At 58.5% G+C, this 25,546-nt stretch carries 19 protein-coding genes and 1 tRNA gene; 3 read left to right on the forward strand and 17 right to left on the reverse strand.

Features of this window, described 5'->3' with window-relative positions:
• Positions 1 to 1,170: hypothetical protein (locus E4O92_RS24895; RefSeq protein WP_206076901.1), on the forward strand; the 1,170-nt coding region annotated here is incomplete at its 5' end.
• Here E4O92_RS24895 and prsR read toward each other — a convergent pair.
• The 10 genes from prsR to E4O92_RS17840 all read right to left on the reverse strand — a co-directional run bounded on the left by prsR (position 1,143) and on the right by E4O92_RS17840 (position 14,874).
• On the reverse strand, positions 1,143 to 2,507 hold the full coding sequence (gene prsR, locus E4O92_RS17795) for a PEP-CTERM-box response regulator transcription factor (protein ID WP_135190997.1): 1,365 nt from the start codon (positions 2,505 to 2,507) through the stop codon (positions 1,143 to 1,145). The two genes, E4O92_RS24895 and prsR, sit on opposite strands and share 28 nt — an antisense overlap.
• A complete protein-coding gene (gene prsK / locus E4O92_RS17800; protein ID WP_135190998.1) occupies positions 2,494 to 4,599 on the reverse strand; it encodes an XrtA/PEP-CTERM system histidine kinase PrsK in 2,106 nt (701 codons plus the stop codon). The genes prsR and prsK overlap by 14 nt, the downstream gene beginning before the upstream one ends.
• A gap of 55 nt (positions 4,600 to 4,654) precedes the next feature.
• Entirely contained in the window at positions 4,655 to 6,037 is a 1,383-nt protein-coding gene (locus E4O92_RS17805) for a TIGR03013 family XrtA/PEP-CTERM system glycosyltransferase (protein ID WP_229483481.1), read from the reverse strand.
• Positions 6,038 to 6,115: 78 nt separating this feature from the next.
• Positions 6,116 to 7,141 (reverse strand): SDR family oxidoreductase, encoded by a 1,026-nt coding sequence (locus tag E4O92_RS17810; RefSeq protein WP_135191000.1) that lies wholly within the window; start codon positions 7,139 to 7,141, stop codon positions 6,116 to 6,118.
• Positions 7,142 to 7,237: 96 nt separating this feature from the next.
• Complete coding sequence (locus E4O92_RS17815) at positions 7,238 to 8,527, reverse strand: nucleotide sugar dehydrogenase (RefSeq protein WP_135191001.1); 1,290 nt, start codon at positions 8,525 to 8,527, stop codon at positions 7,238 to 7,240.
• Positions 8,528 to 9,011: 484 nt separating this feature from the next.
• The gene (locus E4O92_RS17820; protein ID WP_135191002.1) at positions 9,012 to 9,332 is read right to left on the reverse strand and encodes a DMT family transporter; all 321 of its coding nucleotides are present in this window, start codon (positions 9,330 to 9,332) and stop codon (positions 9,012 to 9,014) included.
• Between the two features lie 156 nt (positions 9,333 to 9,488).
• Positions 9,489 to 11,360: a hypothetical protein gene (locus E4O92_RS17825; protein WP_135191003.1), complete on the reverse strand. Its 1,872-nt coding sequence runs from the start codon at positions 11,358 to 11,360 to the stop codon at positions 9,489 to 9,491.
• An 877-nt stretch (positions 11,361 to 12,237) separates the two neighbouring features.
• Entirely contained in the window at positions 12,238 to 12,858 is a 621-nt protein-coding gene (locus E4O92_RS17830) for a TadE/TadG family type IV pilus assembly protein (RefSeq protein WP_135191004.1), read from the reverse strand.
• On the reverse strand, positions 12,845 to 13,333 hold the full coding sequence (locus E4O92_RS17835; protein ID WP_135191005.1) for a TadE/TadG family type IV pilus assembly protein: 489 nt from the start codon (positions 13,331 to 13,333) through the stop codon (positions 12,845 to 12,847). The genes E4O92_RS17830 and E4O92_RS17835 overlap by 14 nt, the downstream gene beginning before the upstream one ends.
• Positions 13,330 to 14,874, reverse strand: coding sequence for a pilus assembly protein TadG-related protein (locus E4O92_RS17840; protein ID WP_135191006.1), 1,545 nt, complete (start codon positions 14,872 to 14,874; stop codon positions 13,330 to 13,332). The genes E4O92_RS17835 and E4O92_RS17840 overlap by 4 nt, the downstream gene beginning before the upstream one ends.
• A 336-nt stretch (positions 14,875 to 15,210) precedes the next feature.
• Between E4O92_RS17840 and E4O92_RS17845 the strand changes: the two genes are divergently transcribed.
• Entirely contained in the window at positions 15,211 to 15,807 is a 597-nt protein-coding gene (locus tag E4O92_RS17845; protein ID WP_135191007.1) for a hypothetical protein, read from the forward strand.
• A gap of 479 nt (positions 15,808 to 16,286) precedes the next feature.
• Entirely contained in the window at positions 16,287 to 17,267 is a 981-nt protein-coding gene (locus tag E4O92_RS17850; protein WP_135191008.1) for a site-specific integrase, read from the forward strand.
• 94 nt (positions 17,268 to 17,361) lie between these two features.
• On the opposite strand, the gene E4O92_RS17855 is transcribed toward E4O92_RS17850, so the two are convergent.
• From E4O92_RS17855 to E4O92_RS17895, 7 genes are all read right to left on the reverse strand, one after another.
• Positions 17,362 to 19,353, reverse strand: coding sequence for an AAA family ATPase (locus E4O92_RS17855; RefSeq protein WP_135191009.1), 1,992 nt, complete (start codon positions 19,351 to 19,353; stop codon positions 17,362 to 17,364).
• Positions 19,350 to 19,859, reverse strand: coding sequence for an ABC-three component system middle component 4 (locus E4O92_RS17860; RefSeq protein ID WP_135085661.1), 510 nt, complete (start codon positions 19,857 to 19,859; stop codon positions 19,350 to 19,352). Before E4O92_RS17860 ends, E4O92_RS17855 begins: the two co-directional genes overlap by 4 nt.
• Positions 19,856 to 21,106 (reverse strand): ABC-three component system protein, encoded by a 1,251-nt coding sequence (locus tag E4O92_RS17865; protein ID WP_135191010.1) that lies wholly within the window; start codon positions 21,104 to 21,106, stop codon positions 19,856 to 19,858. Before E4O92_RS17865 ends, E4O92_RS17860 begins: the two co-directional genes overlap by 4 nt.
• A 1,593-nt stretch (positions 21,107 to 22,699) precedes the next feature.
• Positions 22,700 to 23,257: a hypothetical protein gene (locus E4O92_RS17875; RefSeq protein WP_135191012.1), complete on the reverse strand. Its 558-nt coding sequence runs from the start codon at positions 23,255 to 23,257 to the stop codon at positions 22,700 to 22,702.
• On the reverse strand, positions 23,254 to 23,829 hold the full coding sequence (locus tag E4O92_RS17880; RefSeq protein ID WP_135191013.1) for a transglycosylase SLT domain-containing protein: 576 nt from the start codon (positions 23,827 to 23,829) through the stop codon (positions 23,254 to 23,256). Before E4O92_RS17880 ends, E4O92_RS17875 begins: the two co-directional genes overlap by 4 nt.
• 1 nt (position 23,830) lies before the next feature.
• Positions 23,831 to 24,415 carry a PAAR domain-containing protein gene (locus E4O92_RS17885; protein WP_135191014.1) on the reverse strand — a complete coding sequence of 195 codons (585 nt, stop codon included), beginning with the start codon at positions 24,413 to 24,415 and terminating at the stop codon, positions 23,831 to 23,833.
• Between the two features lie 902 nt (positions 24,416 to 25,317).
• A tRNA-Arg gene (locus tag E4O92_RS17895) sits at positions 25,318 to 25,393 on the reverse strand.
• Positions 25,394 to 25,546: the final 153 nt, after the last annotated feature.

A 25,546-nucleotide genomic window follows, 5' to 3' on the forward strand; every position in this document is an offset into this window, starting at 1 on the left:
ACCCTGCTGGTGGCGCAGTGGTGGGGAGGCGATGCCGCGCTGCCCGACGCTGCTCTGGCGGTGCTGCTCGCCTTCGTCCTGGTGGCCGCCAACCGGCTGCCGGCGCGATCGCTGTGGCGCCCGGGCGCGTCCACGCTGACGCTCGCCGGCGGCGCCGCGATCGTGTTCGCGGTGGCGATTCCGCTGTCGGGCAGCTACTACATGGGCAGCCGCTTCACCACCACCGGCAACGACATGGCGGTGCGCCTGCAGCACTGGTCCGAGGCGGTCGGCATGATGAACGACGGCTGGAAAACCAGCGTGTTCGGAATGGGCCTGGGGCGCTACCCGGACAGCTATTTCTGGCTCAATACCCACGGCGAGACGCCGCCGCGCCTGTCCTACGAATCCGAGGACGGCAACCAGTTCCTGCGGCTGGTGGCAGGCGCCTACCCGGCCGGCTACGGCGAGACCCTGCGGGCGCTGCAGATGGTCGAACTGGCCCCTGGCACGCGCTACCGGCTCTCGTTCGACCTGCGCAGCGCAAGCGCCAAGGCGTCGCTGGACGCGCGCGTCTGCGAGCGCTGGCTGCTGTACCCGCAGAACTGCCTGACGGCGCGGCTGCCGCAGCCGCGCGCCGACGGCGCCTGGCACCACTACGAGGTCAAGCTCCCGGTACGCGGAGGTGGCCAGGGCCTGGTGCGCCCGACCACCCAGCTCGAACTATCCAACGACGGCGTCGGCGGAGTCAGCGTGCTCGACATCGATAACGTCAGCCTGCAAGCCGAGGGCAGCGCCTTTGATCTGGTGCGCAACGGCGGCTTCTCGCACGGGAACGCCGGCTGGTTCTTCAGCAGCGACCGCAGTCACATGCCGTGGCACGTGAAGAACTTTGCGGTCAACATGTTCTTCGAGCAGGGCTGGCTGGGCTGCGCCGCGATCGCGCTGCTCTTGCTGTATGTGGCGGCCGACCTCACGCTGCGCGCGCTGCACGGCGAGGGAGTCGCCGCGGTATACCTTGCCTCGGTCGCCGGGATGATGGTGGTGGGACTGTTCGACAGCCTGGTCGACGTGCCGCGCCTGACCCTGCTGCTGCTGCTGGTGGTGATGTGCGCGGCCCTGCGGCCGGCGAGCGTGCGCACTCGCCGTGCACGCGCGGTACCTCAGGCGGTGGCCGACTTGATCGCGTGACGGTTCATCAGGTCGTACATCGTCGGGCGGCTGATGCCCAGCAGCTCTGACGCCTTGACGATGTTGCCGTCGCAGCGCGCCAGCGCCTTCATGATCGCCTTGTACTCGGCTTCGTCGCGCACCTGGCGCAGGTTGATCGGCTCCTCCTGGCCACCGACGTCCGGCAGGCCAAGGTCCTCGGCCGCGATGTACGCGCCGTCGGCCATGATCACCGCGCGCTTGACGCAGTTTTCCATCTCGCGCACGTTGCCCGGCCAGCCGTAGTTCTCGACCGCGGCCAGCGCCTCCGGCGAAAAATGCAGGGGCGGGCGCGACTCCTGCGCACAGAACTTGTTTTTGAAGTGGTGCGCCAGGAGCGCCGCGTCGCCGTTGCGCTCGCGTAGCGGCGGGATCGTGACCACGATCTCCGACAGCCGGTAGTACAGGTCTTCGCGGAAGCTTCCACTTCTCGCCAGCTCCTTCAGGTTGCGGTGGGTCGCGCAGATCACGCGCACGTCGACCGGGATCTCCTCATGCCCGCCGATGCGCTCGACCACCCGCTCCTGCAAAAAGCGCAGCAGCTTGGCCTGCAGTGCCATCGGCAGGTCGCCCACCTCGTCCAGGAAGAAGGTGCCGCCGCTGGCCAGTTCGACCTTGCCCTTGGTCTGCTTGGCCGCGCCCGTGAAGGCGCCCTTTTCGTAGCCGAACAATTCGCTTTCGAGCAGGGTCTCGGGAATCGCCGCGCAGTTGATCGCCATGAAGCGGTGGCTGGCGCGTGGACTCAACTGGTGCAGCGCGCGCGCCAGCACTTCCTTGCCGGTGCCAGATTCGCCCAGCAGCATCACCGTGGCCGAGGTCGGCGCCACCTTCTCGATGTTGCGGCACACCTTGAGCATGCCCGGGTCGCGGCTGATCACGCCGGCCATCGGCGACGCCGCCTGGGTCTGCAGCATGCGCCGGTTCTCCTGCTGCAGCGAGTGCAGGAAAAACGCGCGCTGCACCACCAGGCCCAGCACCTCCTGGTCGCACGGCTTCTGGTGGAAGTCGTAGGCGCCCATGCCGATCGCCTTGACCGCGTTCGCATGGTCCTGGTTGCCGGTCAGGACGATCACCTTGGTCTCCGGCGCCAGCGCCAGGATCTGCTGCAGCGTGGCCAGGCCCTCGGTCGCGCCGTCCGGGTCGGGCGGCAGGCCCAGGTCCATCGTGACCACCGCCGGTTCGTGGCGGCGCAGCTGCACCAGCGCGCTTTCGCGGTCGCCGGCGACGACGACGTCGTATGCGTCCAGGCTCCAGCGCAGCTGCTTTTGCAGGCCCGGATCGTCTTCGATGATAAGCAGTTTCGGTTTATTTTGAGTCAAAGCAGTCCTCCTGCCGTACCGCGGCCGGCGCGGCTTCCTGCACGTGCATCCCGTGCAGCGGCAAAATCACGTTGAAAGTGGTGCCGAATCCCGGCGTGCTGGACACTTCCAGCCTGCCGCCCAGCTCCTGGATGTATTCCCGGCTCTCGAAGGCGCCGATGCCCATGCCGGCCGCCTTGGTCGACTCGAACGGCTTGAACAGGCGCTCGCGCACGAAATCCTCGGTCATCCCGGCGCCGGTGTCGCGGATCGCGACCTGCGCCTGGGGGCCGCTCTTGGACAGCTCGATGGTGACGCTGCCGTCGCGCGGCGTGGCCTCGATCGCGTTCTGCACCAGGTGGCCCAGCACACGCTCCAGGCGCTCGCGGTCGGCCAGCACCGTCAGGCCCGGTGCGCGTACCTGCAGCACCGGCTGCGGCTCCAGGCCGCCCTTGAGCGCGACCGCCTGGCGCACTACCTCCTCCACCGCCAGCGGCACCGGGCGCTCGGCGTTGGCGCTGCGGCCCAGCTTTTGCAGCATCAGCTTCATCTTCTGCACCGAATGGTTCACGGTGTCGAGCATGTCGCGCTGGAATTCGGGGTTGTTGCGGTGCTTTTCCGCGTTCGCGCCCATCAGGGACAGCTGCGACACCAGGTTCTTCAGGTCGTGCACCACAAAGGTGGACATGCGGTTGAACGACTCGAACTGGCGCGCCACCATCAGGGCGTTGGCGGCATCCTCCTGCGCCAGGTAGCTGGCGGCCTGGGTGCCGGCGATCTTGAGCAGGTCGATCACCTCCCAGTTCAGGCTTACCGGGCTCCTTGCCTGCTGTAGCACCACGAAGCCGAACAGAGCGCCGTGCATCATCATCGGCACCACCAGCCAGGCGCGCGCATGCTGCGCCAGCCAGTCGGGGATGACCAGGCCCTCGTACTTGTCCGGGTCGCGCGCCAGTTCATGCAGATCGACCACCCAATGGGTGCTCTCCAGGTAGATGCAAAACGGCGAATCGGCATGCACGTCCGCGTCTTGGCGCGGCACGTGCCAGCGGGCCGCCGCTTCGAACACGCCCGACTCGCGCCGGATCCACAGCGCGCCGCCCGGGCTTTCGACCAGTTCGGCAATGGCCTGGATGGCGCGCTCGCCCAGGCCCGGCCCCTGCTCGGACAGGGTGCGGGTAAAGCGCAGCCACTCCTCCCGGTAGTCGTAGTTGTAGGTGTAGAAGTGCTTGCTGATGAAGACCTTCAGCCACGAGCGGAAGGTCCCGGAGAACAGGATCCCGGCCAGCAGCATCACGGCCGCGAACAGGAAGGTCACCTGCATCAGGGTGCCCCAGCTGCCGCCGAAAAAGCGCAGGTAGTAGCCGGCCGAGCCCATCGCGAGCAGGTAGATGGCAGAGCCGAACAGCGCGGCCGAGTGGAACATCACGCGGCGCGAGACCGCCAGCTCGGTATTCCACGAGGCGCTGCGCGCCATCGAAATGCCGATCAAGGGCACCGTGAGTGCGTTGGCCACGCCGCGCGCGGCCCAGATGTCGGGATGCACGCTCTTGAACAGCAGCGCGTCGCTGTACATGTAGAAGTCATAGGCGAACATGCCACCGATGCCCAGGCACGCGAACTTGATCGCCCAGCGTTCCTGCACCGGCTTGTTGCGGTACACCTGCTCGACCAGCAGCATGCCGAATACCGACCAGCCCAGGCGTGCCATCATCGCCGGCATCAGATCGAGCTGGACCAGGAATGGCAGCTCCCACCAGCTGCATACGGTGGCCAGCAGGAACAGGCCATAAACGGCGGCGGCGGCCAGCACCGGGCGCGGCAGGCGAAATGGCAGGCGGCTGGCCGGATCGCGGTGCTGGCCCAGCAGCACCACCAGCACGTACGACCAGGCGGCATTGCGCAGGATTTCGACGGCGTCGGCCAGCACCGACAGCTGCACGCCGCGGCTGGCCTGGTAACTGACCAGGCCAGCCCAGGACGCGGTCAGGAGGCAGGCTGCGGACAGCGCGCCGCCGTGGCGTCGCCCGCGCCAGCTGGTCAGCCACAGGGCGCCCAGCAACAGGAATCCGACGGCGGCTAACGAATAGCTGAACGTGGCGATACTGGTCAACTTGCACCATCCATGAAGTAACCGGCGTGCATGCGGATCGGAAGGCGGGGCGCCGTCAGCGGCCGCTGCGGAACAGCACCACCTTGAGCGTGTCGATCATGATCAGCACGTCGAGGAACAGGCTGTTGTTCTTGACGTAGTACAGGTCGTACTGCAGCTTTTGCAGCGCATCCTCGGCCGACGAGCCGTAGCCGTAGCGGACCTGGGCCCAGCCGGTGATGCCCGGCTTGATGGAATGGCGCACGTTGTAGTACGGGACCACCTCGATCAGCTGCTCGACAAAGTATGGCCGTTCCGGGCGCGGGCCGACAAAGCTCATCTCGCCCTTGAGCACATTGAGGATCTGGGGCAGCTCGTCGATGCGGGTCTTGCGCATGAAGTTGCCCACCCGGGTCACGCGCGGGTCGTTCTGGGCCGCCCACTGCGGCTTGCCGCCCTTCTCGGCGTCCACGCGCATGCTGCGAAACTTCAGCACGCGGAAGGTCTTGCCATCCTTGCCCACCCGCTCCTGCGAATAGAACACCGTTCCGCGGTCCTCCACCCACACCGCCAGCGCGGCCAGCAGCATGATCGGCAGGGTCAGCACCAGCAGGATCACGCTGCAGGCCAGGTCGAAACAGCGCTTCATGAACGTGCGCACGAAGCTCTGGTCGAACCCGCCGCCGAATACCAGCCACGACGGCTGCAGCGAATCGACGCGGATCTGGCAGGTCTCGCGTTCGAAAAAGGTGGCGGCGTCGGTCACCTTCACGCCCTGCAGTTTGCAGTCGAGCAGTTCCTTGATCGGGAAGCCGCCGCGCCGGTTCAGCACCGACACCACGATTTCCTCGACGTTGTTCTGGCGTGCCAGCTTGACCAGCGAATCGCCGTCGCGCACTTTCAAAAGGCTCGACGTCTCGACGCACAGGTCCTCGGTCGCGATCGGGATGAAGCCGGCGATGTCGTACTTGTGGTAGCGGTTGTTGCGGGTGGCCAGGTCGCTGCATTCCTTGGCTAGCGGACCGCCGCCCAGGAACATGATGCGCGAGCGCATAAAGCGCGCTTCCGAGGTTTTAAAGAAGATCAGGCGCGCGAGCAGGATGCCGGCCCCGCCGACCGCGAACACCAGGATCAGCACGCCGCGCCCGAAATACAGGTCCGGCGCCAGGTAGAACACCAGCGTCAGGATCACGAAGCCCATCACGAACGACGGCATCAGCTTCATGAGGAACGGGTTGCGCAGGCCTTCGTCGAAATCGAGCTGGTACATCCCCATCGCGCTCATGCTGAAGATCACCGCGATGGTAAATGCGATCGCCGAGGTAAAGAAGTTATCCAGGTGCGGGACGGTGGCGCTCGTCTCGCCCAGTTCCATGAAGCGTACCGCCGCGCCGACGTAGGCCGCACCCAGCAGCACCAGCACTTCCACAAACAGAAGTGTGAAAACTATCTTCGACACATAGTGATTAGAGATCCTAAACACAGCAGCCTCCGGAATTTCTTGTTTCTTCTTTGTGTACCCGAACAACCTTGCCGGTCAAACCAGATTATGGACATACCAGTCCAGCGCCTGTTTCAATCCCTCGCCAATCCGGTGCGTCGGCGCATAGCCCAGGAGGCGCTGCGCCTTCGCGATGTCGGCCTGCGAATGGCGCACGTCGCCAGGCCGGAAATCGACATACTGCGGCCGGTGCGCGGCCACGTGCGGGTAACGCGGCGCCAAGAGCTCGACCATCATCGCGTGCAGCCGGTTCAGGCTGGTGCGGTCATTGAGTGCCACGTTGTACACCTGGTTGGCCGCCTCCGAAGCGGCCATCGCCGCCAGCAGGTTGGCCTGGACCACGTTTTCGATATAGCAGAAGTCGCGGCTGGTTTCGCCGTCGCCGTTGATCTTCAAGCTCTGGTTGCGAATCAGCGCGGCGATCCACTGCGGGATCACGGCCGCATAGGCGCCGTTCGGGTCCTGGCGCGGGCCGAAGACGTTAAAGTAGCGCAGGCCTATCGATTCCATGCCGTAGGTCCGGGCGAATACGTCGGCATACAGCTCGTTGACGTACTTGGTCACCGCGTAGGGCGAGAGCGGCTTGCCGATCTGGTCCTCGACCTTGGGCAGCGCTGGATGGTCGCCGTAGGTGGAGCTGGAAGCGGCGTAGATGAAGCGGCGCACCTTGGCGTCGCGCGCGGCCACCAGCATGTTCAAGAAGCCGCCGATGTTGGTCTCGTTGGTCAGGATCGGGTTGGCGATCGAGCGCGGCACCGATCCGAGCGCGGCCTGGTGCAGCACAAAATCGACGCCTTCGCAGGCGCGCGCGCAGTCCTCGAGGCGGCGGATGTCGCCTTCGACGAAATCGAATCGGGACCAGGCGGCCGCGTCCACCGCTTCGCGCACCTGGTCCAGGTTGTGGCGGTACCCCGTCGCGAAATTGTCCAGGCCAGTGACGCGCTGGTTCAGCTTCAGGAGCGCCTCGACCAGGTTCGAGCCGATGAAACCGGCGGCGCCGGTCACCAGCCAGTGGTAACTGTGTTCGCGGAGAATCTGCCGGAGGTCGTCAATCTTGTTCACGTTTTGGGACACTTTCAATTTGCCAGGCACGACGCCCGGTCTAAGCCGACAATGCCGCCACGGTTGCCCGAGGCGGCATCGCCAGATATGACAGGATTACAGACGCCAGACGCAATAGCCAGCCTCGCGCAGCGCCTTGGGGTCGAACTGCGCCTTGACGTCGATGAAACAGCCGGACGGGTTGAGCTTGTCCTGGAAGTCGGCCAGCGAGTGCGCCAGCACCTGCTTGTGCGCCACCGCCACCACCATCGCATCGGCCTTGGGCAGCGCTTCCCAGCTCTCCAGTTTGATGCCGTACTCGTGCTGCGCCTCGTCGCCATCGGCCACCGGATCATGCACGTGCACGTCGCAGCCGTACGATTGCAGCTCGTGGACGATGTCGGCCACCTTCGAGTTGCGCAGGTCGGGGCAGTTCTCCTTGAACGTCAGGCCAATTACGTTGACCTTCGAGCCCTTGACGTGGAAGCCCTCCGAGATCATCGACTTGACGGTCTTTTCGGCCACGAACTTGGCCATGCCGTCGTTGATGCGCCGGCCAGCCAGGATCACCTGCGGATGGTAGCCGATCATCTCGGCCTTGTGCGTCAGGTAGTACGGGTCGACGCCGATGCAGTGCCCGCCCACCAGGCCCGGGCGGAACGGCAGGAAGTTCCACTTGGTGCCGGCGGCCTTGAGCACTTCCAGCGTGTCGATGCCAACCTTGTCGAAGATGATCGCCAGCTCGTTCATCAGCGCGATGTTCAGGTCGCGCTGGGTGTTTTCGATGACCTTGGCCGCCTCGGCCACCTTGATACTCGAGGCGCGGTACACGCCGGCCTTGACCACCGACTCGTAGAGCTGGGCGACGCGTTCGAGCGTGGCGTCGTCGTCGCCCGAGACCACCTTCAGGATCGTGGTCAGGGTGTGTTCCTTGTCGCCGGGGTTGATGCGCTCGGGCGAAAAGCCGACGTGGAAGTCCTCTTTCCACTTCATGCCGGAATGCTGCTCCATCAGCGGAATGCAGACTTCCTCGGTCGCGCCCGGGTACACGGTGGACTCGAACACGACGACCGCGCCGCGTTTCATGTACTTGCCCACCGTCGTGCTGGCACCGGCCAGCGGGGTGAAATCTGGATTGTGGGCGATGTCGACCGGGGTCGGCACGGCGACCACGATGTAGTCGGCCTCGGCCAGCGCTTGCGGATCGTTGGTCACTTCGAGGTGGCGCGAGGCCTTGAGCTCGTCGGTGGACACTTCGCCGGTCGGGTCGACAAACTTCTTGTAGTGTTCGATTTTGGCGACCGACAGGTCGAATCCGATGGTCCTCCCCTTCTTTCCGAACTCGACTGCCAGCGGCAGGCCGACGTATCCCAGTCCAACGACCGCAACGACCTCATTTGCTCTCATTATCGCCTTCCAATTCAGTATTAAGTTTTGCTATTATGCTAATTTTCAATATAGCATGGAAACACAACCGTACTCAACATACAGCAATCAGTTTTGTCTTTAAGGAACTACATGTTGCCGAAGGTAATATCGAACAGCTATCTCGGCGGGTGAATCAACCTCGTGCTGCAGCTGCGACGAGCGACAGCCAGTCTTCGCGGACCAGGGCCGTCAGATGGCGTTGCCCGTATGGTGACGGGCGCGTTTCCAAAGTGAACTTCCTGAACGCGTCAATATACCCGCTCGCAGGTCCATGGAAATGCGCTCTTTCTCACCACCGCCGCAGATGTTTCAAGAAAAACACCGTCAGACTGCGGCGGTAGTGCAATCTTAGCATTTTCTAAAATTCAAATTGCAAAATGCACATGTTGTGCGCCAGTAAATACGTGGATAGCACGAGCATGCTATGGCGGGTCATCTATCCCGAACGCGATCCGGCGTGGGGCTATTCCGCGGACGACAATTTCATCAGCACGAGGCCGCAGACGATCAGGAGAGCGGCGCACACGCGGGCCAGGTTCAACTGCTCGCCCAGTGCCGCGACGCCGACGACAAATGCGCCGACCGCGCCGATGCCCGTCCAGACGGTATAGGCGGTGCCAAGCGGAATGGTGCGCATCGACACCGACAGCAAGGCAAAGCTGGCTGCCATGGTGACGAAAGTAATGAGGGTTGGGACGAGGCGGGTGAAGCCATTGGACTGCTTCATTGCATAAGCCCAGACGACTTCCAGGATTCCGGCGACTGCCAACATGATCCAAGCCATGGCGGCTCTCCTTTTCAAAAGAGCCGGGCCGTCCCGGACATTGTTCCCAACAGCGGGGGAGGTCGTTCCTCCGATAAGGTGCAGCCCCGGAAATGGGGCTGGCGCATTGTAGCGTTTTCGGCGCAAGCCCGCTCCAAGCGGCAGCGGCCGGCCGAGTTAAGGAAAAACGATCGCAAGCCGCCGCGCCGGCGCCAGTACGCGAATGAAAGGCTGGGGATCGCCGTCGCGATAAACGCTCTGCAGGGTGGCTGGCGGATCGGTAACCAAGCCGTTCACGAAGTGATATTTAATGGTCACGGCGGGGCCTTCCACGTCGTCCAATTCGATCCGATCGAGTTTGCGTCCCACGACCCGGCCTTTACCTTCAAGGAAGTAGTCAGGTTCCTGCTGCACACGGTAAATCGTCAACGGGCCATGGCGCGCGATCGCGCTTAACTGCGGATGGGCGTCCAGGTAAGCCTTGCTGACTGGCGAATGGACGATAATCCAGCCGATGTTATAGAGCTCGAGTTGCGCGGAAAAGGCTTGGACGGAGAACGCGTCGATTGGACGGCCGAATACATGACCGTCCCAAAAGCCGGCATGGTGCATGAACACGTAGGGCCCGCCGATGAACTCGCGCCCGGTGGCGTGGACCAGGCGGCCGGCGATATGCGCCCCATCGTGCACCCTGCCCTGCGACGTTTCGAACAATATCCTCGCCTGGTCGGTCGTGTTACGCCGAATCCATTCACCAAGCCACTCCGTCATCCCGCCCTCCCCGCCTACTTCCGGCGCGGGCCGGCCATAATGCGCGGTCTGCGCGCTGGACACTTCGTTCTTCAATTCCCTGCCGAAGAACGCCGACGCCAGTAACAGAACGGCCATGCTCATCAGTGCCATGTAACGGACTATCCCGGTACGGCCAAGCGCCCGCCAGGCGCTTCCTATGCCGATTGCGGCCGGAACGATCAGCAGCAGATACGCAGCCGCGGACAATCGGTTAGGCTGCAAGGTGCCGATTACCGGCCAATAGGCGCCGACTGCGGAAAAAACCACCAATGCGAGGATTGCGCACACAAAACCGGCGGCCACCCGACGCAGGCGCGATTCGGTAGCGGACGACAGCGCCCACAGCGCGCAGGCCCACATCAGCGGGTATAGCCTGGCCCCCCTGGCAGCGCCCTCGATCCGCCCGATCGCCTCGAGGAAAACGATATGGATATCCACGACCTTCTGGAACGGTGACAGGCTGCCATCGGACCAGCCGGGATACCGGAGCGACGGAACCATCCAGACGATGTTTGGAAGGAGGCACAGGATAGGCACCACTACGGCAACCAGCACCAAGGCTTTTGGCCTGACCTGCTTCCAGTTCGCCGCCACCAGAAACGGCACGGTGAAAATTACCGGGATGGGAAATAGCGGATGCACGAACATGCCAATCGCGCCAAAGACGCCGAGAGCGAGCACCGTCGCCGCGGATAAAGCGCCGGCTGTGCTGCGCCAGGCCAGCAGGATATACGGAAGAGACGCGTAACTCGCGAGCACGAAGGCCACCATACCCGCGGTGTGGTACCAGTGGAGCGCGGACACCCACCACAGCAGGACGCCCAAGACCATCGCCGCGATTGCAGTGACCGCATCCGCGGCGAGCAGCCGCATCGCCCACAGCACGAAACCCGGGGCCACCAGCGCTGCCATGAAAACGTACAGTTTATAGGCGATGACGGTACCGAACACGGGGGACAGCATGATCGCGAGCAGTGCGGGAGCCTTCGCGCTGGCATTGTAGTTCACCCCGCCGATACTGCCGGCGGCGAACCATGGGTCGTAGCCGATCAGGGAATGCTTTTCCCACAGTTCCCGGGCCACATCGACCTGGTATTGGTGAAAAGGCGAATCAATGTGGACCAGCGGTAGCTGCGTGAACAGTTCGGACAAAGGGAAAGCAACCGCAACAAGAACCGCGTGCAGGCCCCAGACCAGCAGGCACATCATCCAGTAACGGCGCTGGGCGGATCCAGCTGCGAAAGGGCGATCCATCATTTACCTGAGCGTTTGAGGTGCGACCGCAACCGCGGTCCGGAGCCTAGCGATTATTGGTTACTAATATAGTCCGACAAATTGTCGATTATTATTCTCAAATTAACAAGCCCTTGACCAGCAACCGCGCGCTGTCAAACGCGAGGACAAAACGAGGAAGATCAGCACCGGCTGGGGCTGTCAGGAAGCGGAAAAACTGGGGGTGCGGTGAAACAGAGTCCTTGATGCGGACCCTAACGGGCATTGCACAACAGTGTGGCGCCCCGTATGATGAATCACGCAGAGCGCATGTCAAAACGGTTAGAGGTACCAGGGGTGGTGCTTGGCCGATTGCATTGCGCTTAGGGCGAGCTTTTCATTTCACCATGTCCCGTAGTACCTGCATCGACTCAGGCTTCGCTGTCAGTTTCTCAGCGGCAGCCTTAATTTTGCCGTAGTAGATCCCGTTCCTGACTCAACTGTAATCCTTGTAGGCTTCGCTGATGGGATCGGCTGAATGACCCGCAGTGCGTTTCTCGATAAGTGCCTGCAGATATGCCGTACGACGCGTATGTTAGTGGCTTCGTCCAGAAGCTGGTCACTGTCGTGGAACTCGTCCGCCTCGCGGTAGAGATCAGCTTCACGCGCGCGCTTGCGCCACGGTTTCTTGAGGTTCTCGATTCGGTAAAGTTCCCGGATGGGTGCCTTCTCAGTCAGCGCCTACGCTTCCACCGGCAAGCCCTGCCTGATGGCCCATTGTTCTGTGCTGAGCCGGACGGCGAAGGGAACGGGGGCGGTGCGTAGTGTTCGCGCCCAAGCGGGTGAGCGCGCACCTGACCGAATACCAGCATGACCGACTGCGCGCCTGATGATGACCCTCACCTAACTTCAAACGTCCAAGCTAATCGCAAAGCGCGTCGCCCGCGCTGTAGCCCAAAGTTTCGGCGCGAACGATGGTTGACGAAATGGGCAGATAAACACCTAATTTGACAAGGGGAAATAACATTTGATACTCCACCGGCTTGCAGTCGGAGGTGGAGCTATCGTCGCTGCAAACGCGCGCCTGAACTAGCCGGATACAACTGGCACCATATTGGTTTTCGAGGCAATTCTGGCGGTTGCGGGCTGGGCAACCCGGCAGGGCCGATGTAGAAATCGGCGTTGGGGTAACGGATCCGCTGGATTGTGTTGGTAGGGATAGGTAGTCGATACGAATATTCTTATCGGTGATCGGGGCGCCAAAAGGGAGAAAGCCAGGCGAATCTTGAAAAATTGCCTTTTGCCGTACCCGAGCAAGCTCCGTTGGTTTTTTGAAACTGATGTTTGCGGCGGCGGTCGCTGCGCTTCTGGTGACCTCAGCCAACGTGTTGTACATGTACATGATTCTGCACAGCTCGATAATTCCGAACACAAGCGTAAAAAACAGAATCGCGACAATAGCAAACTCAACGGCTGCTCCCCCGCCCTGCCTCGATATCGGTGCACGCCTGAGCAATGCCACCCGTAAGTTAGTATTCTGCATAAGGCATCGACGCCGCTGGATTGAGGACAATTGCAACCTCTGACTCGCCGGCTAATTCGGAAGTAATGCCATCAAAGAATGGGTCGGCGATATTGAGACTGACCATTACCGTGAGTTTGGCTGGGACAAACGTGCCATTACAGCTACGAAGATCGCACAGAACGTCGACGGCCGGGACGTATGGGCCGCCTTGGTACAGCTCGGCTATTTCCTCCTTGACGATCGCTTCCGCGATTGCTGCCACGTGCGCCTTGCCTCCACCCGGGCCTTGAGTCCTGAACTCCACGGCGGATGCGGATGCCAAGAATCGGACTGCATCATATGCCGCCTTTTCAGCCACCGTGTAGTGCCAAAAGACCCGCCCGAAGAACAGCACCACAGACACGAAGAGAACTATGACAGGAAGTAGCACGGCGAGCTCGACGGCCACCCCACCATTCGCGCGCTGTCGTCCTTTGCGTAGTGATTTTTTCATTGCACCAGCTCCACTGGACCGCCCGCCTGGACCTCCGACGTAGCCCCCGCAAATTCCGCGCTGATTGCACTGGTGGTGGCTTGCACGGTCATGAAGAATCTTCCGACCGCGAGCACTGTCGCGGTCGAGCCGGACATTGTCGCGCAATCGAGGATCGGCACGTTTAGCACACGCCGGTTCGCCACGCCCGGGCGGCGTGCGAGGGCCGGCGGCGACGTGATGCTGGCGGATGGCGTGGGAGATGGATAATTGGAGCCCGTTGGGGCCAGTAAGACCGAGCTACCATAGAGCTTATCCCAGGTAACCTGCTTAGTTTCGAACGGCTCATAGCCACCTTCGGGTTCTGGCACCCCGGGTGTGTAGGCAGACCAGGGGACCGCTTTAGCGTAAGCCCATAACACCCCGGTATCTGTTGTTGTCAAGTTATTGGGTGGATCCTGGTCGGCTTTGGTCTGCAGCATGGTCACACCATCCCTTGTGATGGTCTGGCTGGCGGCAGTCTGGCTGGTGGTTGGCGGCTTGGGGCTCATCCAACCCAAGGACGAGTTGGCCGTGTACTGCTTAACGTTCGTGCCCGGCGGCGTCGTCGCCGCATCACAACCATTAGTGTAGATATCAAGACGAGAATTGAGCTGATTTACGAGCGAAGCGAGAGGAAAACCGCTCTGCACGGTTACCTTTTCCCCAATCAGCCTGGGCACAGCCATTGTGCCAGTGCACACATAAGGGGTAACGGTCGTCAAACTCAAGTTGTTCGGGCTGCCGGAGCCTGACAACGCGACTGGATCGATGAGGTAATTCCTCCCCGCCACCGAGCCATTTGGGTTCAGTTTCATCAGATTGTAGCCAACCCCTCGGCGGAAACCATATTCGACCAGCTCATCATAGGTTGTGTCAGTCAAGACATTCTTGCGGCGGGTGAAGGCCGCATCCATCGCGCAAATGCCGAACGGCGTCACGTTAATGCTTCCCCTACCTGCGACTGCCGTGTGGCTCACGTTCACTGTCGCGAACGAGGAAGAGACCGGGGCAAACAGCATATCGACAGCGCCGTAGGACTTATCGAGCGCGCTAGTGTCGACCTTTACGAAGGCAAGGCCGCGGGGAGCTTGCTTGGCTGATTCGGCAGAAAGCCATCCGGTGCTGCCGTCTGCCGTCTTACTGAACATAATCGCAGCGTCCGACCAAACCATGGTGTTGACATACCCATACTTCGGCCAGTAGATGGCATCTGTGTTATCCCCTCCGCCTTGCAGTACGTGACCTGCTGCGGTAATGGCATTCTCGATCCCAGCCTTCGTGCCATTCAATTTCTTGGCTGCCGCGATCGCGGCGCTGCCCGCAATTGCCTGCATCTCTGCCTTGCGGCTGTAGACCCGCCCCAGATCGAGCGCCAGACCGTAGCATACGATGATCAACGGCAGCAGTACGGCAAACATAACGGCAACGGCGCCTCGCTGGCGCGTCTCGCCAGATCGATTTGGCAAATAGTTCGCCAGGCACGCGGCGTCCCGAGCAGCCTCGACAGTCGTACTGTCCATGGATTGCCTCCGTCATGCAGATTGCCCAGATACTATGACTTTCGATGAGAATTCTAGCTCACACGGAATTAATTCTTTTGAGCATAAGCAAGCCGACCAAAACCAAAATCAGTGGACCCGCGAACCCGACGGACAAGTTCGTGATGTAGGTCAAACAAGTCAAACTATTTGCTTGAGGAAAGGTGTGCCCTACAGCAAACTGTTCTTTAGTCATTCACGCTCGGGCAGTCATCTCGCTGAAATGCGCTCGTCCAACAACGTTTACCCGGTCCCGGACTGTTGAAATACACCGGAATTTTTCAAAAACCGATTAAAACAAGATGGATATGAGCGATCATGAAGACTTTCAAAATCGGGACGGAACAAGAAATAAGAAATTTTGCCTTCAGCGCTTTTCTCTTCTCGACCTTTGGCTGGGCGTTATTAGAAATTCAACTTCTTGGAGCCCATGCACGGCCGATAGCACATTTGCTTGCATCTGTTCCGGCATTGCCCCTCTCCGCGGTCTCCTTTCGCCGTTGCCGCCTATGGTGGCCAAGTTTCGATGACCCGCACGACGACGGGGCGAAATTCAATGCAGATCGCCACTTCCTCCGAGATGATCTGTGCCCGTGCTCGGCGCTGGTGGTCACCGGTGCAGTACTCGCTTTCTTTGTAAATGGTGGATCGATCTTTCTACTCGGCCTTGTCGCTGGCGGAATCAGCTTGGTGCCTTGGGCGAGAATCGCTTTCTGTAACAAACATTTCTTTGTATCCTGGACCATGCTTGCGTTAGGGGGCGCGGCGGTCCTGATTGTTGGACCAAGGGCGCAATTCCCGTTTCAATACGTGATTGGCGCATGGGTTTTGTGGTTCATAGCCCTCACGCAATTGCTTGTCACGTATCGAGGGGCTACTAAAGTTGACCCATCAGGCCCGCCGCGCATGCGGTAGCCCGCATAGCGAGTCTGGAAGTCCTTGACGATGAAGGGCGCGTCCTTCTCCAATTGCGTACTGAACCCCAGACCCATCCGCCCATGGCGGCACCCACGCCCTCATAGTTTCCGACCTGGCGCACCGCGCGACCGATTTTGCCGCCGGCACGCTCCGGTCGGGCGCTCCTGCACCTCACAAACCTGATACATCAACGCCTGCTGGCTCGAACAGAAGCAAGCCGAGCAATTGAGTTCTATTGACCAGAATCGGGTACCAGGGGGTACACGACGGGAAACGAATGAGGGGAGACCAAGCGGACCAAGCCGTGGAAACTAGCTAGGTCTTTGATTTGAATGGCGCGGCTGGCGGGGATCGAACCCACGACCCTTGGCTTCGGAGGCCCAAAAGAAACCCAGTATCCATGCGGGTTTTGAGCCAAATCAGGACCCTTTGCCACAATTTTGCCACAGTTGCGATTTCTAAAGTGCTTTCGCATCATGGCTAACATCAGGAAACGCGGCCCCGGCCAGTGGCAAGCTCAAGTGCGCAAACGTGGCTATCCGACCCAGACAAAAACCTTTGGCTCGGAACAAGATGCGCTTGACTGGGCCACTGTGATCGAGGCCGAGATGATCCGTAGGGTGTTCGTATCGCGGAGCGAGGCGGAAGCGACACTGATCCGTGACCTGCTGCAGCGCTACGAGAGCGAGGTACTCCCAACCAAACGCGGCCGTGCATCCGATCGATCGCGGCTGAAAACACTTAACCATGCTTTCGGAACGTTCCGCTTGGCGAGCCTGACATCAGCGCAAATCGCACGTTTTCGCGACCAGCGCCTCCAGGTCGTCGGACCACAGACAGTCGTCCATGAACTCAATCTGCTCAATCGCGTACTCAGAGCGGCAACAATGGATTGGGGAATTGCACTGCCGACGGCCCTTCCAACGTCGCTCGTCAGGAAGCCGAAAAAACCTCGGGGCCGAGATCGTCGGGTCACCGAAGAAGAGATTCAAAGAATACTTGCCGCAACGGAGTCAACGGAGCTCCGTGCGGTCGTCACGATCGCCGTCGAGACGGCAATGCGAAGGAATGAAATTACTTCTCTGGCTTGGGAGCATGTGGACCTCAAGCGTAAAATCGCCCACCTCCCCAAAACGAAGACGGACACGCCGCGCAAGGTACCCCTGTCGAGTGCCGCAATGGCCGCGCTACAGTCACTGCAGGCCCGTTCGGAAGGCCCCGTCTTCACCATGCGAGCAGAGTCGATGAGCCAAGCGTTCGAACGAAGCTGCGAACCGCACCGTGCGAACGTAGCGAATGTCCGCTTCCACGACCTGCGACACGAAGCGACAAGCCGGCTGTTCGAGAGAGGCCTTAGCGTAATGGAGGTTGCCGCGATAACCGGCCATAAGACGCTGGAGATGCTCAAACGCTATACACACCTCAGAGCAGAAGACCTCGTCAAGAAACTGGGCTGATTCGGAAAAAGGGGTTAGAAGAGCTTGGCACGCTATCCGGGCCGACCATCATCCCGTCTCTTTCCCCTCTTATTTATCCTTATGCCCTGTTAATTTATAGCTCTTGGGGCAAGCTAGCAGCGCGAGCGTCGTCGATAAGCCCGACAGGAAGCCCACCCTCACCAGTGCTACTGAATTGAGCGACAACAAAACCGGCAAACTTATCACGGATGGTTGAGGGAATGTCATTATCCACCACTATGATCTGGGCATCGCTCTGCTTTTCCTCGGCGAAGGATGATAACGAGACCATGTAGTCGTACATATGCTGGTATTTCATAGGATCCGTTACGCCTTCAGTTAAGTCAGCGACCGGATCTGTTTCATCAACGCTTGCATTTGTTTTACCCAGGTATTTTCCGACTGTGTCAATCATTATGAACGCTGGTAGATTTGCTTTATCCAAAACCGCTGCCTTAAGGACCGATAGATAGTAACCAATAGAAAGAATTGTTCGAAGCCCTCCTGACGTCACGTCGCGATACTCGCGTTCTCGGAGTACAGGTAGCAAAGAGCTTTCACTTACTGCGACACCGCGCCGATCTTTGATGTTGACGACACGAAGGTAATCGTTAAGTTCGTCTCCCAGCAGCGACAAGACCTCGTGCAGCGACGGAGCCGCATCCCGCATTTTTTCCAGCTTTCCGTTAGTTTGGTCTATTGTTCGAAGTAATTGGTCAATTTCGTCTGAAATCGACTTCTGTAGCCTTCGTACTTTTGCCGAATGCTCGACTTGGCTCCGGCGTTCCTTTAAAGTTGCAATCTCGGAAGATATACCGTCACGTTCGGCAAGATAAGGGCTGACCGTTGTTGATACCTCTTCATCAAGGAGCCTTGAAGTACGTTCGTATTCATCATTCACCGAGCCGATCCGAACGGAAAGTTCTTGATACCGAGAACGCTCTTCCGTTAGCAAGTGCCCAAGCTCTTTGGTGCGACGCTCGAGGGTAGATGCCTCTTGTGCCAGCTTGTCCTCAGAATTGATTTGAAAGGACTCTCGCCATTGGTCCAATCGAAGTGGGCTGTCGCAAACCGGGCAGACTCCATCAGCGGGGGATGCCTGACCAAGTAGTGACTTGGCCTTGACAACAGCAGAGATGCGGTCGATGTCTTCGGCGTAATCATTACGTAACCGGACGAAACGGTCTATTTGTCGCTCTGAATTTAGTCTGTCCGACTGCAGCAATGCCAAACAATCCTTTTGCTCGGCGAGCAGCTCCCTTAGATAGCGTGCTGCGTGGCTATCGGCGACTACACGCAGGTTGACCTCAGACAGCTGATTCTCCAAAATTTTAATTTGCGATTCCAGCTCGTCTAACTCATCTTCGAGAGAAACCGCGGCCTTAAAATCCGACTGCCGTAAAAATTCGCTTACATCTTCATATTTGGTCGTTAACCGCCTATGCTTTGCCTTCAACTCGGAAAGATGTTCTTCGAGAAGAGCGATATTCTCATCTAGAAGATTAAAAATATAGCGGAAAGTCTGCTTTGTCTTTGTGTGAAGTACTGGAAGGCCTACGTTAAGAAGGTTTTTACTTCCTACATCGTCCTGCCTTAGGTAGCTAAATTTAAACAAATCCCGAAAACTCAAACGTGCAACTGTCGAGTCCTCCCGGGTCGGGGCGGTCCTAATTTTAACAATCGGCAATCCAAGAGACGCCAACAGGAAATCCATAAAATAGCCGTCCCCGGAAACGGGCTGGCCGTACGATGGCACGTATCGCTTGGGGAACACTGAAGCGTGGTCGTCAAACCAAGCTGAATACACCTCAACGTGGCGCGTAGGTTGGAAAATATCTCGCTTGATGAGATAAGGTTTGCCACCGAGCTCGAGCTCAAGAGCCGCGTAACTTACCGAAGTCTCGATTTCCGTATCAAAGACGAATTTAGAAGCGCCCAGCAGGTAATTTATACATTCCAAGATGCTCGACTTTCCGGTCGCGGAATCGCCATAAATTATGTTCAGGCCTGGCTGAAAAGGCACAATATAATTCTTCCGGTGACCGACCAAGATCAGCCGGCTGAGCAATAGCGTCGATGTTTTCATGGTTTAGTAATGATCGAATAAATCTGCTGGTATAACACCTTCGTCGGCACACTATTTAGGTCCGCCAAACGTTCAAGACGCACTAAAACCGTGGAAAAAAAAGGCCCGACAAGTGCCTCCGCAGCTTGGTATCCAGTCTCAGTCAAGGTGTACATTGCACCCTCCAACTTCCTGAACGAAACTGCGAGCATTTTCCGCTGCGCGAGAAATATCAGAATAGCCTTTAATAGGCGTTGATCCAATAACTCATCCAGATTAGGAGCCAAGCTCCTTACCGAGTAACTCTCGGAAGCAGACAATTGCAAAGTAGAATGGCCCAAATTAGTGAGGAGCTTGGCTGCCACCAATGGGTTTTTAAGAAGAAAAATCATGAGCGCCAAGCGCTCATTGTTTATCAATAATTTTCCCTTTTTCGTGCTGCTCAGTTTGCGAAGGACTGATAACCCAAGGGATACATTGAAGTACAGGTCCTGTTCTGGCTGGGTAAATGGCAGGTTTTTGTTCATGCGGGGGTCGAGGAGTCTTCTATCAAGTTCTTCAGTTTATCGAGTGCCTCTACTGATTTCTCTTCACTCCACCAAACATCCCCCTCCAGGTCGTTTGCCAACTGATGCAACATGCCTTTTTTATGAAGAGCATGTATCACAGGCAAAGCGGATTTTAGGTATCCGTCATCCTGGTGAACTATCTTCTCATGAATCTCTGCCACCAACTCGCCGGGGGTCTTCTTCGGCGATTTCGAGTTGATGAACTTATCAAAGGAGTCGTGGTAAAGAGTTCTAATCCTCTCATATAGCTGCGCAAGCTTTTCCTGATCTGTTCGACTTGAGAATAACTTTCGGGTGTACTCCGCGTTAAGGAAGTTTTCCTTGCAATGCCTTATGGTGGAAACGTGAACGTCCGCCAACATCAGCTTCAGCACGAAATATTCATCTGCCAATTCGGCATCACTTTTTAGTTTCAGAAGTTTGCCGCCATCAGGGATTTTTGTGGCGTGCAAAAAATCCGCTAAGAAAGCGCGAGTCGCGGTAATTGCGATTGACGATGAATCAAGAGGTTTCACTATGCTCAAATGGTCGTCGTCGCAAGCAATGATGTCTTGCTCAATGTTATCTGTTCCTGTTGCGCTAGCTTTTGTTACCACATCGTCATATGTCCCGTAGAAGTATTTAATAGGGGGACGGTTAGCGAGTTTGAGCCAGCGATCGTTCAACCCCGAGCAAAAGTCACTAAGAGGCGCCAGATCAGCCAGGTGCTCGTTGCTGGACAGAAGTTTGGCAAATGTCGCGAGGTTAGCGCCCAAATGAGGCACGGCTAGCGAGAGCATCATCCGGACCTGCGTTGGAGCGTGTCGGGACAGATCCTGGGCCAGTGCATTCTTCACGACCAACCCGCCCATACTATGCGCGATCAACACAACGTTAGCGTAGGAACCAACCTGGAAGCGCAGTTGACTTCGAAACATCTCTGAGATTTCCGAAATCCCGACGTTCTTTTCAACCTTTCGGTGGGATCTTCCGACGAGCATCTTCAATCGAGATACCCAAGTGTTTGCGGCAGGAAAGAGATTCGTGAACTTTGTGTAATATTCGAAGTACGCGAAATCATAATTGTCCAGGAGCGCAGGATCCTCAGTAAGGAGCTCATGGAAAAGCTTTCCGCTCGAGTTCCGCCAAGTTTCAATTCCTCCCGTAAAGCCATGGACAAAGAGGACGAGATTTGGACGGCCGTGTTTATGTAGGAACGTGATCATTTTTGCGCTACCGCTCAACTGGAGTAGCTAAATTTTTGATCATAAGTAAGTTTCGCACAAGTAAATTATGAAAGCCGCTCGTTAAGGGGGCGGCCCCGGGCACCCGGCAAGAGCGCCATCACACAGCTGCTGCAGCTGCTGGCGCGTCGAGGGCAGCCCGGTGCGCAGACCTGCCTCTATCTCGCGCTTGGTGACTGCGTGGCGCTTCGCCTCGGATGAGGAAATCACGCGCTTCAGGCCGAAGTCGCGCTCGATTGTCACATCAGCGTTTCCTGCCGCCGGTACTCGTGGCTGTCATCCGTTACGCTGCCGACGAAGCGGATCCAGTTGGCTATTAGGTGTCCGTGCTAAGGGCAACGTTGGACGAGGTGCGGCTGTTGACGCTGACTCTGTACAATATTGCTTTTCAAGCCAAGATTGACAACCAGCGAATTGGCATTGTGGACGCCAAACAGCAGTTGCTTGTCGAAGTCGTCGGTATCTAAGTGGAGCGCTGTCAGTAAGATACGCACGAGGATAAGGTCCAGGACTGTGCAGCCTTTTTTCTTGCTCAGCTCGTTCGCCGTCTGGCGAGAGCCAGTGCGAAAGCCGACGCTCGCATCCCGTTCGCGGATAGGCGCTGGATGGCGCTTTCGGACCCGGCGATGAGTGCTCAGTTCTGTCCCACCGTGGAGCAATACTCGATTGTGACCTTGCGACGGTTCGCAGGGCATGTTTACAAATGTATACGCTCTAAGTGTTTGATTTCAACATGCTTTTCGAATACCGCACTTTTAAACCGGGGCCGCAACGAGCAAACGTATACGCCAAAATAGCCTAGTAAATCAAAGAGTTATCCTCACTTTTTCGCTCGCGCGTATCGTGCGTAATGTGTGCAACTCTTATGTGGGGTGCGGGGGCGTCCCCCGCACATATCGCGCTTCTCGGACGCGGTCCGGTTTACCGGATAGCGTCCGCTGGCTTGAGACTTCGTGGGCGGGCCGGGCACCGGTCCGTCCGCGCGCTGAAGTAGTTCGCTTTGATCGCGGCCTAGGGCCCGGTGCTTCCATTTTTCCATGAGCTGCGGCGCGACCGGCCCGCGCCTGGATATTACGGCGCCTCCCCTTGCCAACCAGCGCTCCCACTACCCGCAATTAGGACTCCGCGCCGGCGAGCGCGACACCGCGCCGCAAACCGAGAACTGGCCAGCATCGTGCACCCGGCAAGGTCGCCGCCACTTGGCCGCAGGCCGGGGCGCCCCCCAGCACCGCCAGCGTCGTCGCGCCGCAAATTGGGGCGCTGGCCATATTCGCACCCGCGCGTGATCGCCGCCGCCGCGCCGCAAACCCGGCGCTTGCTAGCATCGCGCACCCGGCACGATTGCCGCCACTGGCCGCATGCCGGGACGCGCCCCAGCACCCCCAACCATCCTGGAGCTTTTGGTGTGCCAGCGCGTTGCGGGTGAAGCGTACGCGGCATGGCTGTGCCGTGCGGAGGATTTCGGCACGCCGTTCGTGTTCATGGCCTCGGCGATTTTTACGGCCACAGACACTGTCCTTCCTGCCTGGTTAGCTGGCAGCAATCCCGGCACCTGCGTACAGTCGCGGCGCCACCTTATCGGGACTGGTGACCGCCCAGCTTTATGACGTCGGCGCCGGCCTGACGCGGTAATTCGTCCATTGGTACGACTAGGGGCTCTGCGGATGAGCCGACGAAATGGCGGTAGACGATGAATTTCTTGTTCGTTTCTCCGTATCCGTGTGTGGGTACGACGATTGTTGTCTCGGATGGAGTTAGATACAGCCAGGCAGGTCGACTTTTTTCGGCAAAGTCCAGACGCTCGACTACACCGCTTTTAGGATTACGAGTGAGCACGAAGCCTTGAAGGAAGTTCGCCGTGAACTCACCAGTAACGACGAGCGCGCGAGTCTTACGTCCGACGCAGGCAATCTGCACTGATGATCCTCTTGAACTGTCCTTGTCCCCAAAAAACGGACGCACCGAGCCATTTTGCCGCAAATAATAGACGTAGGTATCGGCAATTCTTGAATCTCGAATTGCATCGACTCGGCTACTTATTTTGCCGCCAATATCACAGGTTGTCACCAGTTCGGCTGCCGCGGTAAAAGCAGGAAGGAACAAGCAGAACAGCAAAAAGGGCGAGCTTTTCATTTCACCATGTCCCGTAGTACCTGCATCGACTCAGGCTTCGCTGTCAGTTTCTCAGCGGCAGCCTTGATTTTGCGATAGTAGATCCCGTTCCTGATTCCTCGGTAATCCTTGTAGGCTTCGCTGATGGGATCGGCTGAATGGCCCGCAGTGCGTTTCTCGATGAGTGCCTGCAGATACGCCGTACCGACGCGTATGTTAGTGGCTTCGTCCAGAAGCTGGTCACTGTCGTGGAACTCGTCCGCCTCGCGGTAAAGATCAGCTTCACGCCTCCGCTCGCGCCACGGTTGCTTGCGATTCTCGAGCCGGTAAAGTTCCCGGATGGGTGCCTTCAATAATTGCATCAAACCGCGGGCGCTACTTCCGTCACTGTGCGCGTTCTTGTCAAATCGTGACTCCATGTAGATCTGGCAGATGATCAGATCCGTGGATAAGCTAGACTGATTGTTTGACTCGACCAGCCTTCGTATCGCACGCAGCCGGGCCAGGTCCTCGACCTCAACATCAACGCCCTTGTTGTCGGTCGTCGGCGTGAGCTGTGCAGAGTGCGTCTTGATCACCTTCCTAGTCGCCATGTCATTGGTCCCATGCCGGATTCAGAGAAGTTGCTTCCTGCGCATAGACAATCAGGGTGGCGTGCTCGGCGCGTGACGCCACGACTTTCGCAGTCTTTCCTTCCTGGTCCGTTCGGCCCTCGATACGGCGCCCACTGCTAAGCTCGATCACGTATGGAAAATCTGCAAGTGGGTGACCTGCCTCGTCCTTGACGTGAAAGTACTGGTCGTGGATTTCCTGCTGTTCGGCAGAAGCCGCTGTGACACCCCATTCCGACGTTGTTCCGCTCTGCCCAACAATATCGGCGCTATCGGCATCCTCGGAGACGATTTGGCACCGCAAGGTTTGGCTCGGCACCAGGCGCGGATGCGGATAGCACTGGCAGATGCACAGGTCGTTCTCAAGGGCAACCTGGATGCCATTAAAGCGTTCGCTGAGCCGAGCGCCAACACAAACAATGTGGCCGATGCTGTTGCAGGCTGGGCAGTGAACGGGATCGTTTTCGAGCGCGATGCGCGCTCCGTTGATGGACCCATGGCTACTGGCGCCAATTACCTTGCCGCCCGCCGTTGTTGTGGCCCCTTCAGTGATCGTGTACCGCTTCACAATGCCCCCTAGGCTAAGAGATCCCGCTGCCTTGAATGTCGGCAACCAGATGACCAATCTAACTAAAGGGCAACTGCAGCTATTGACCTAACGCAAAAAGTTCTTGCCATGAGATCTCGTCGGTCAGGTATGAAAAACAATATCGTTAGCGACTCTCGCAGCACTATTGACCGTCAATAGTCAAGCCCCAGCAGTTTGACGCAGCAGAAGGATAGTCGAGGTTATGGTTGCGACGATGGATCGCCGCCGTCAAACTGCTAACAATTTGTCAATCCACTGGCCCTCGTGCTCTGGAAAAGCAGACTTAACCGATCAAGCCACCAAGCACATTTCTTTCTCGCTTTGATCCAACTAAAGGGGCTTCCGTGCTGGAGCGCAAGGAACCTGTTGTACAACCCCTACTTTCCGTCGAAGAGCTAGCAACTTGCCTGCATAAGTCGGTAGCAAGCGTCCGGAGCGACGCCTCACGTAATCCGGAGGCGCTCCCTCCGATCTGCCGCCTGCCTGGGACAAAACGCCTGCTTTGGCGGGCTGAGGATGTTGAGCGATGGCTTGCGCAGCACGTTGTGCCCCCGGCTCAACAGACGCTAACCGAACGCCCGGTTGAAGTTACCCCAAGAAGAGGTCGGCCTCGTAAGCGGTAGCGCTACTGCGACCAGGAGCGCCATTTCGACAGCTCTCAGCTGCGATTTTTAATGGTCGAATCTCTGGGACCAGCCATCAAAAAAGCGGCGACGGCGTAGCAACCGAAATATCGGGCAGATATGCTAGGACCGGCCCGTCGAGTGAACTCAACGCTTGCCACAACTTTGCCACACTTGGTGTGCCAAAAATCGCGCAAAAACGCTCAACAGTGCGAAATACTGCTGAGGCTAAGTGCTTTATTTTATTTTATAGAAGGATGGCGCGGCTGGCGGGGATCGAACCCACGACCCTTGGCTTCGGAGGCCAATACTCTATCCACTGAGCTACAGCCGCGCTGGAAAGGAAGTCGAAGGATACATTCTTTCCTCCTTGGCGTCTATGCCAAGTGAGCGTGAGCCCCTTGTTTTCGTTCCAAAATCCCGACCTTTGGGTCTATAATCGGCCGTTTGCGGCATTTGCAAATTGGTATGCAGCATCGCAAGGGCC

This window comes from Massilia horti (assembly GCF_004614195.1).
Lineage (GTDB): Bacteria > Pseudomonadota > Gammaproteobacteria > Burkholderiales > Burkholderiaceae_D > Telluria > Telluria horti.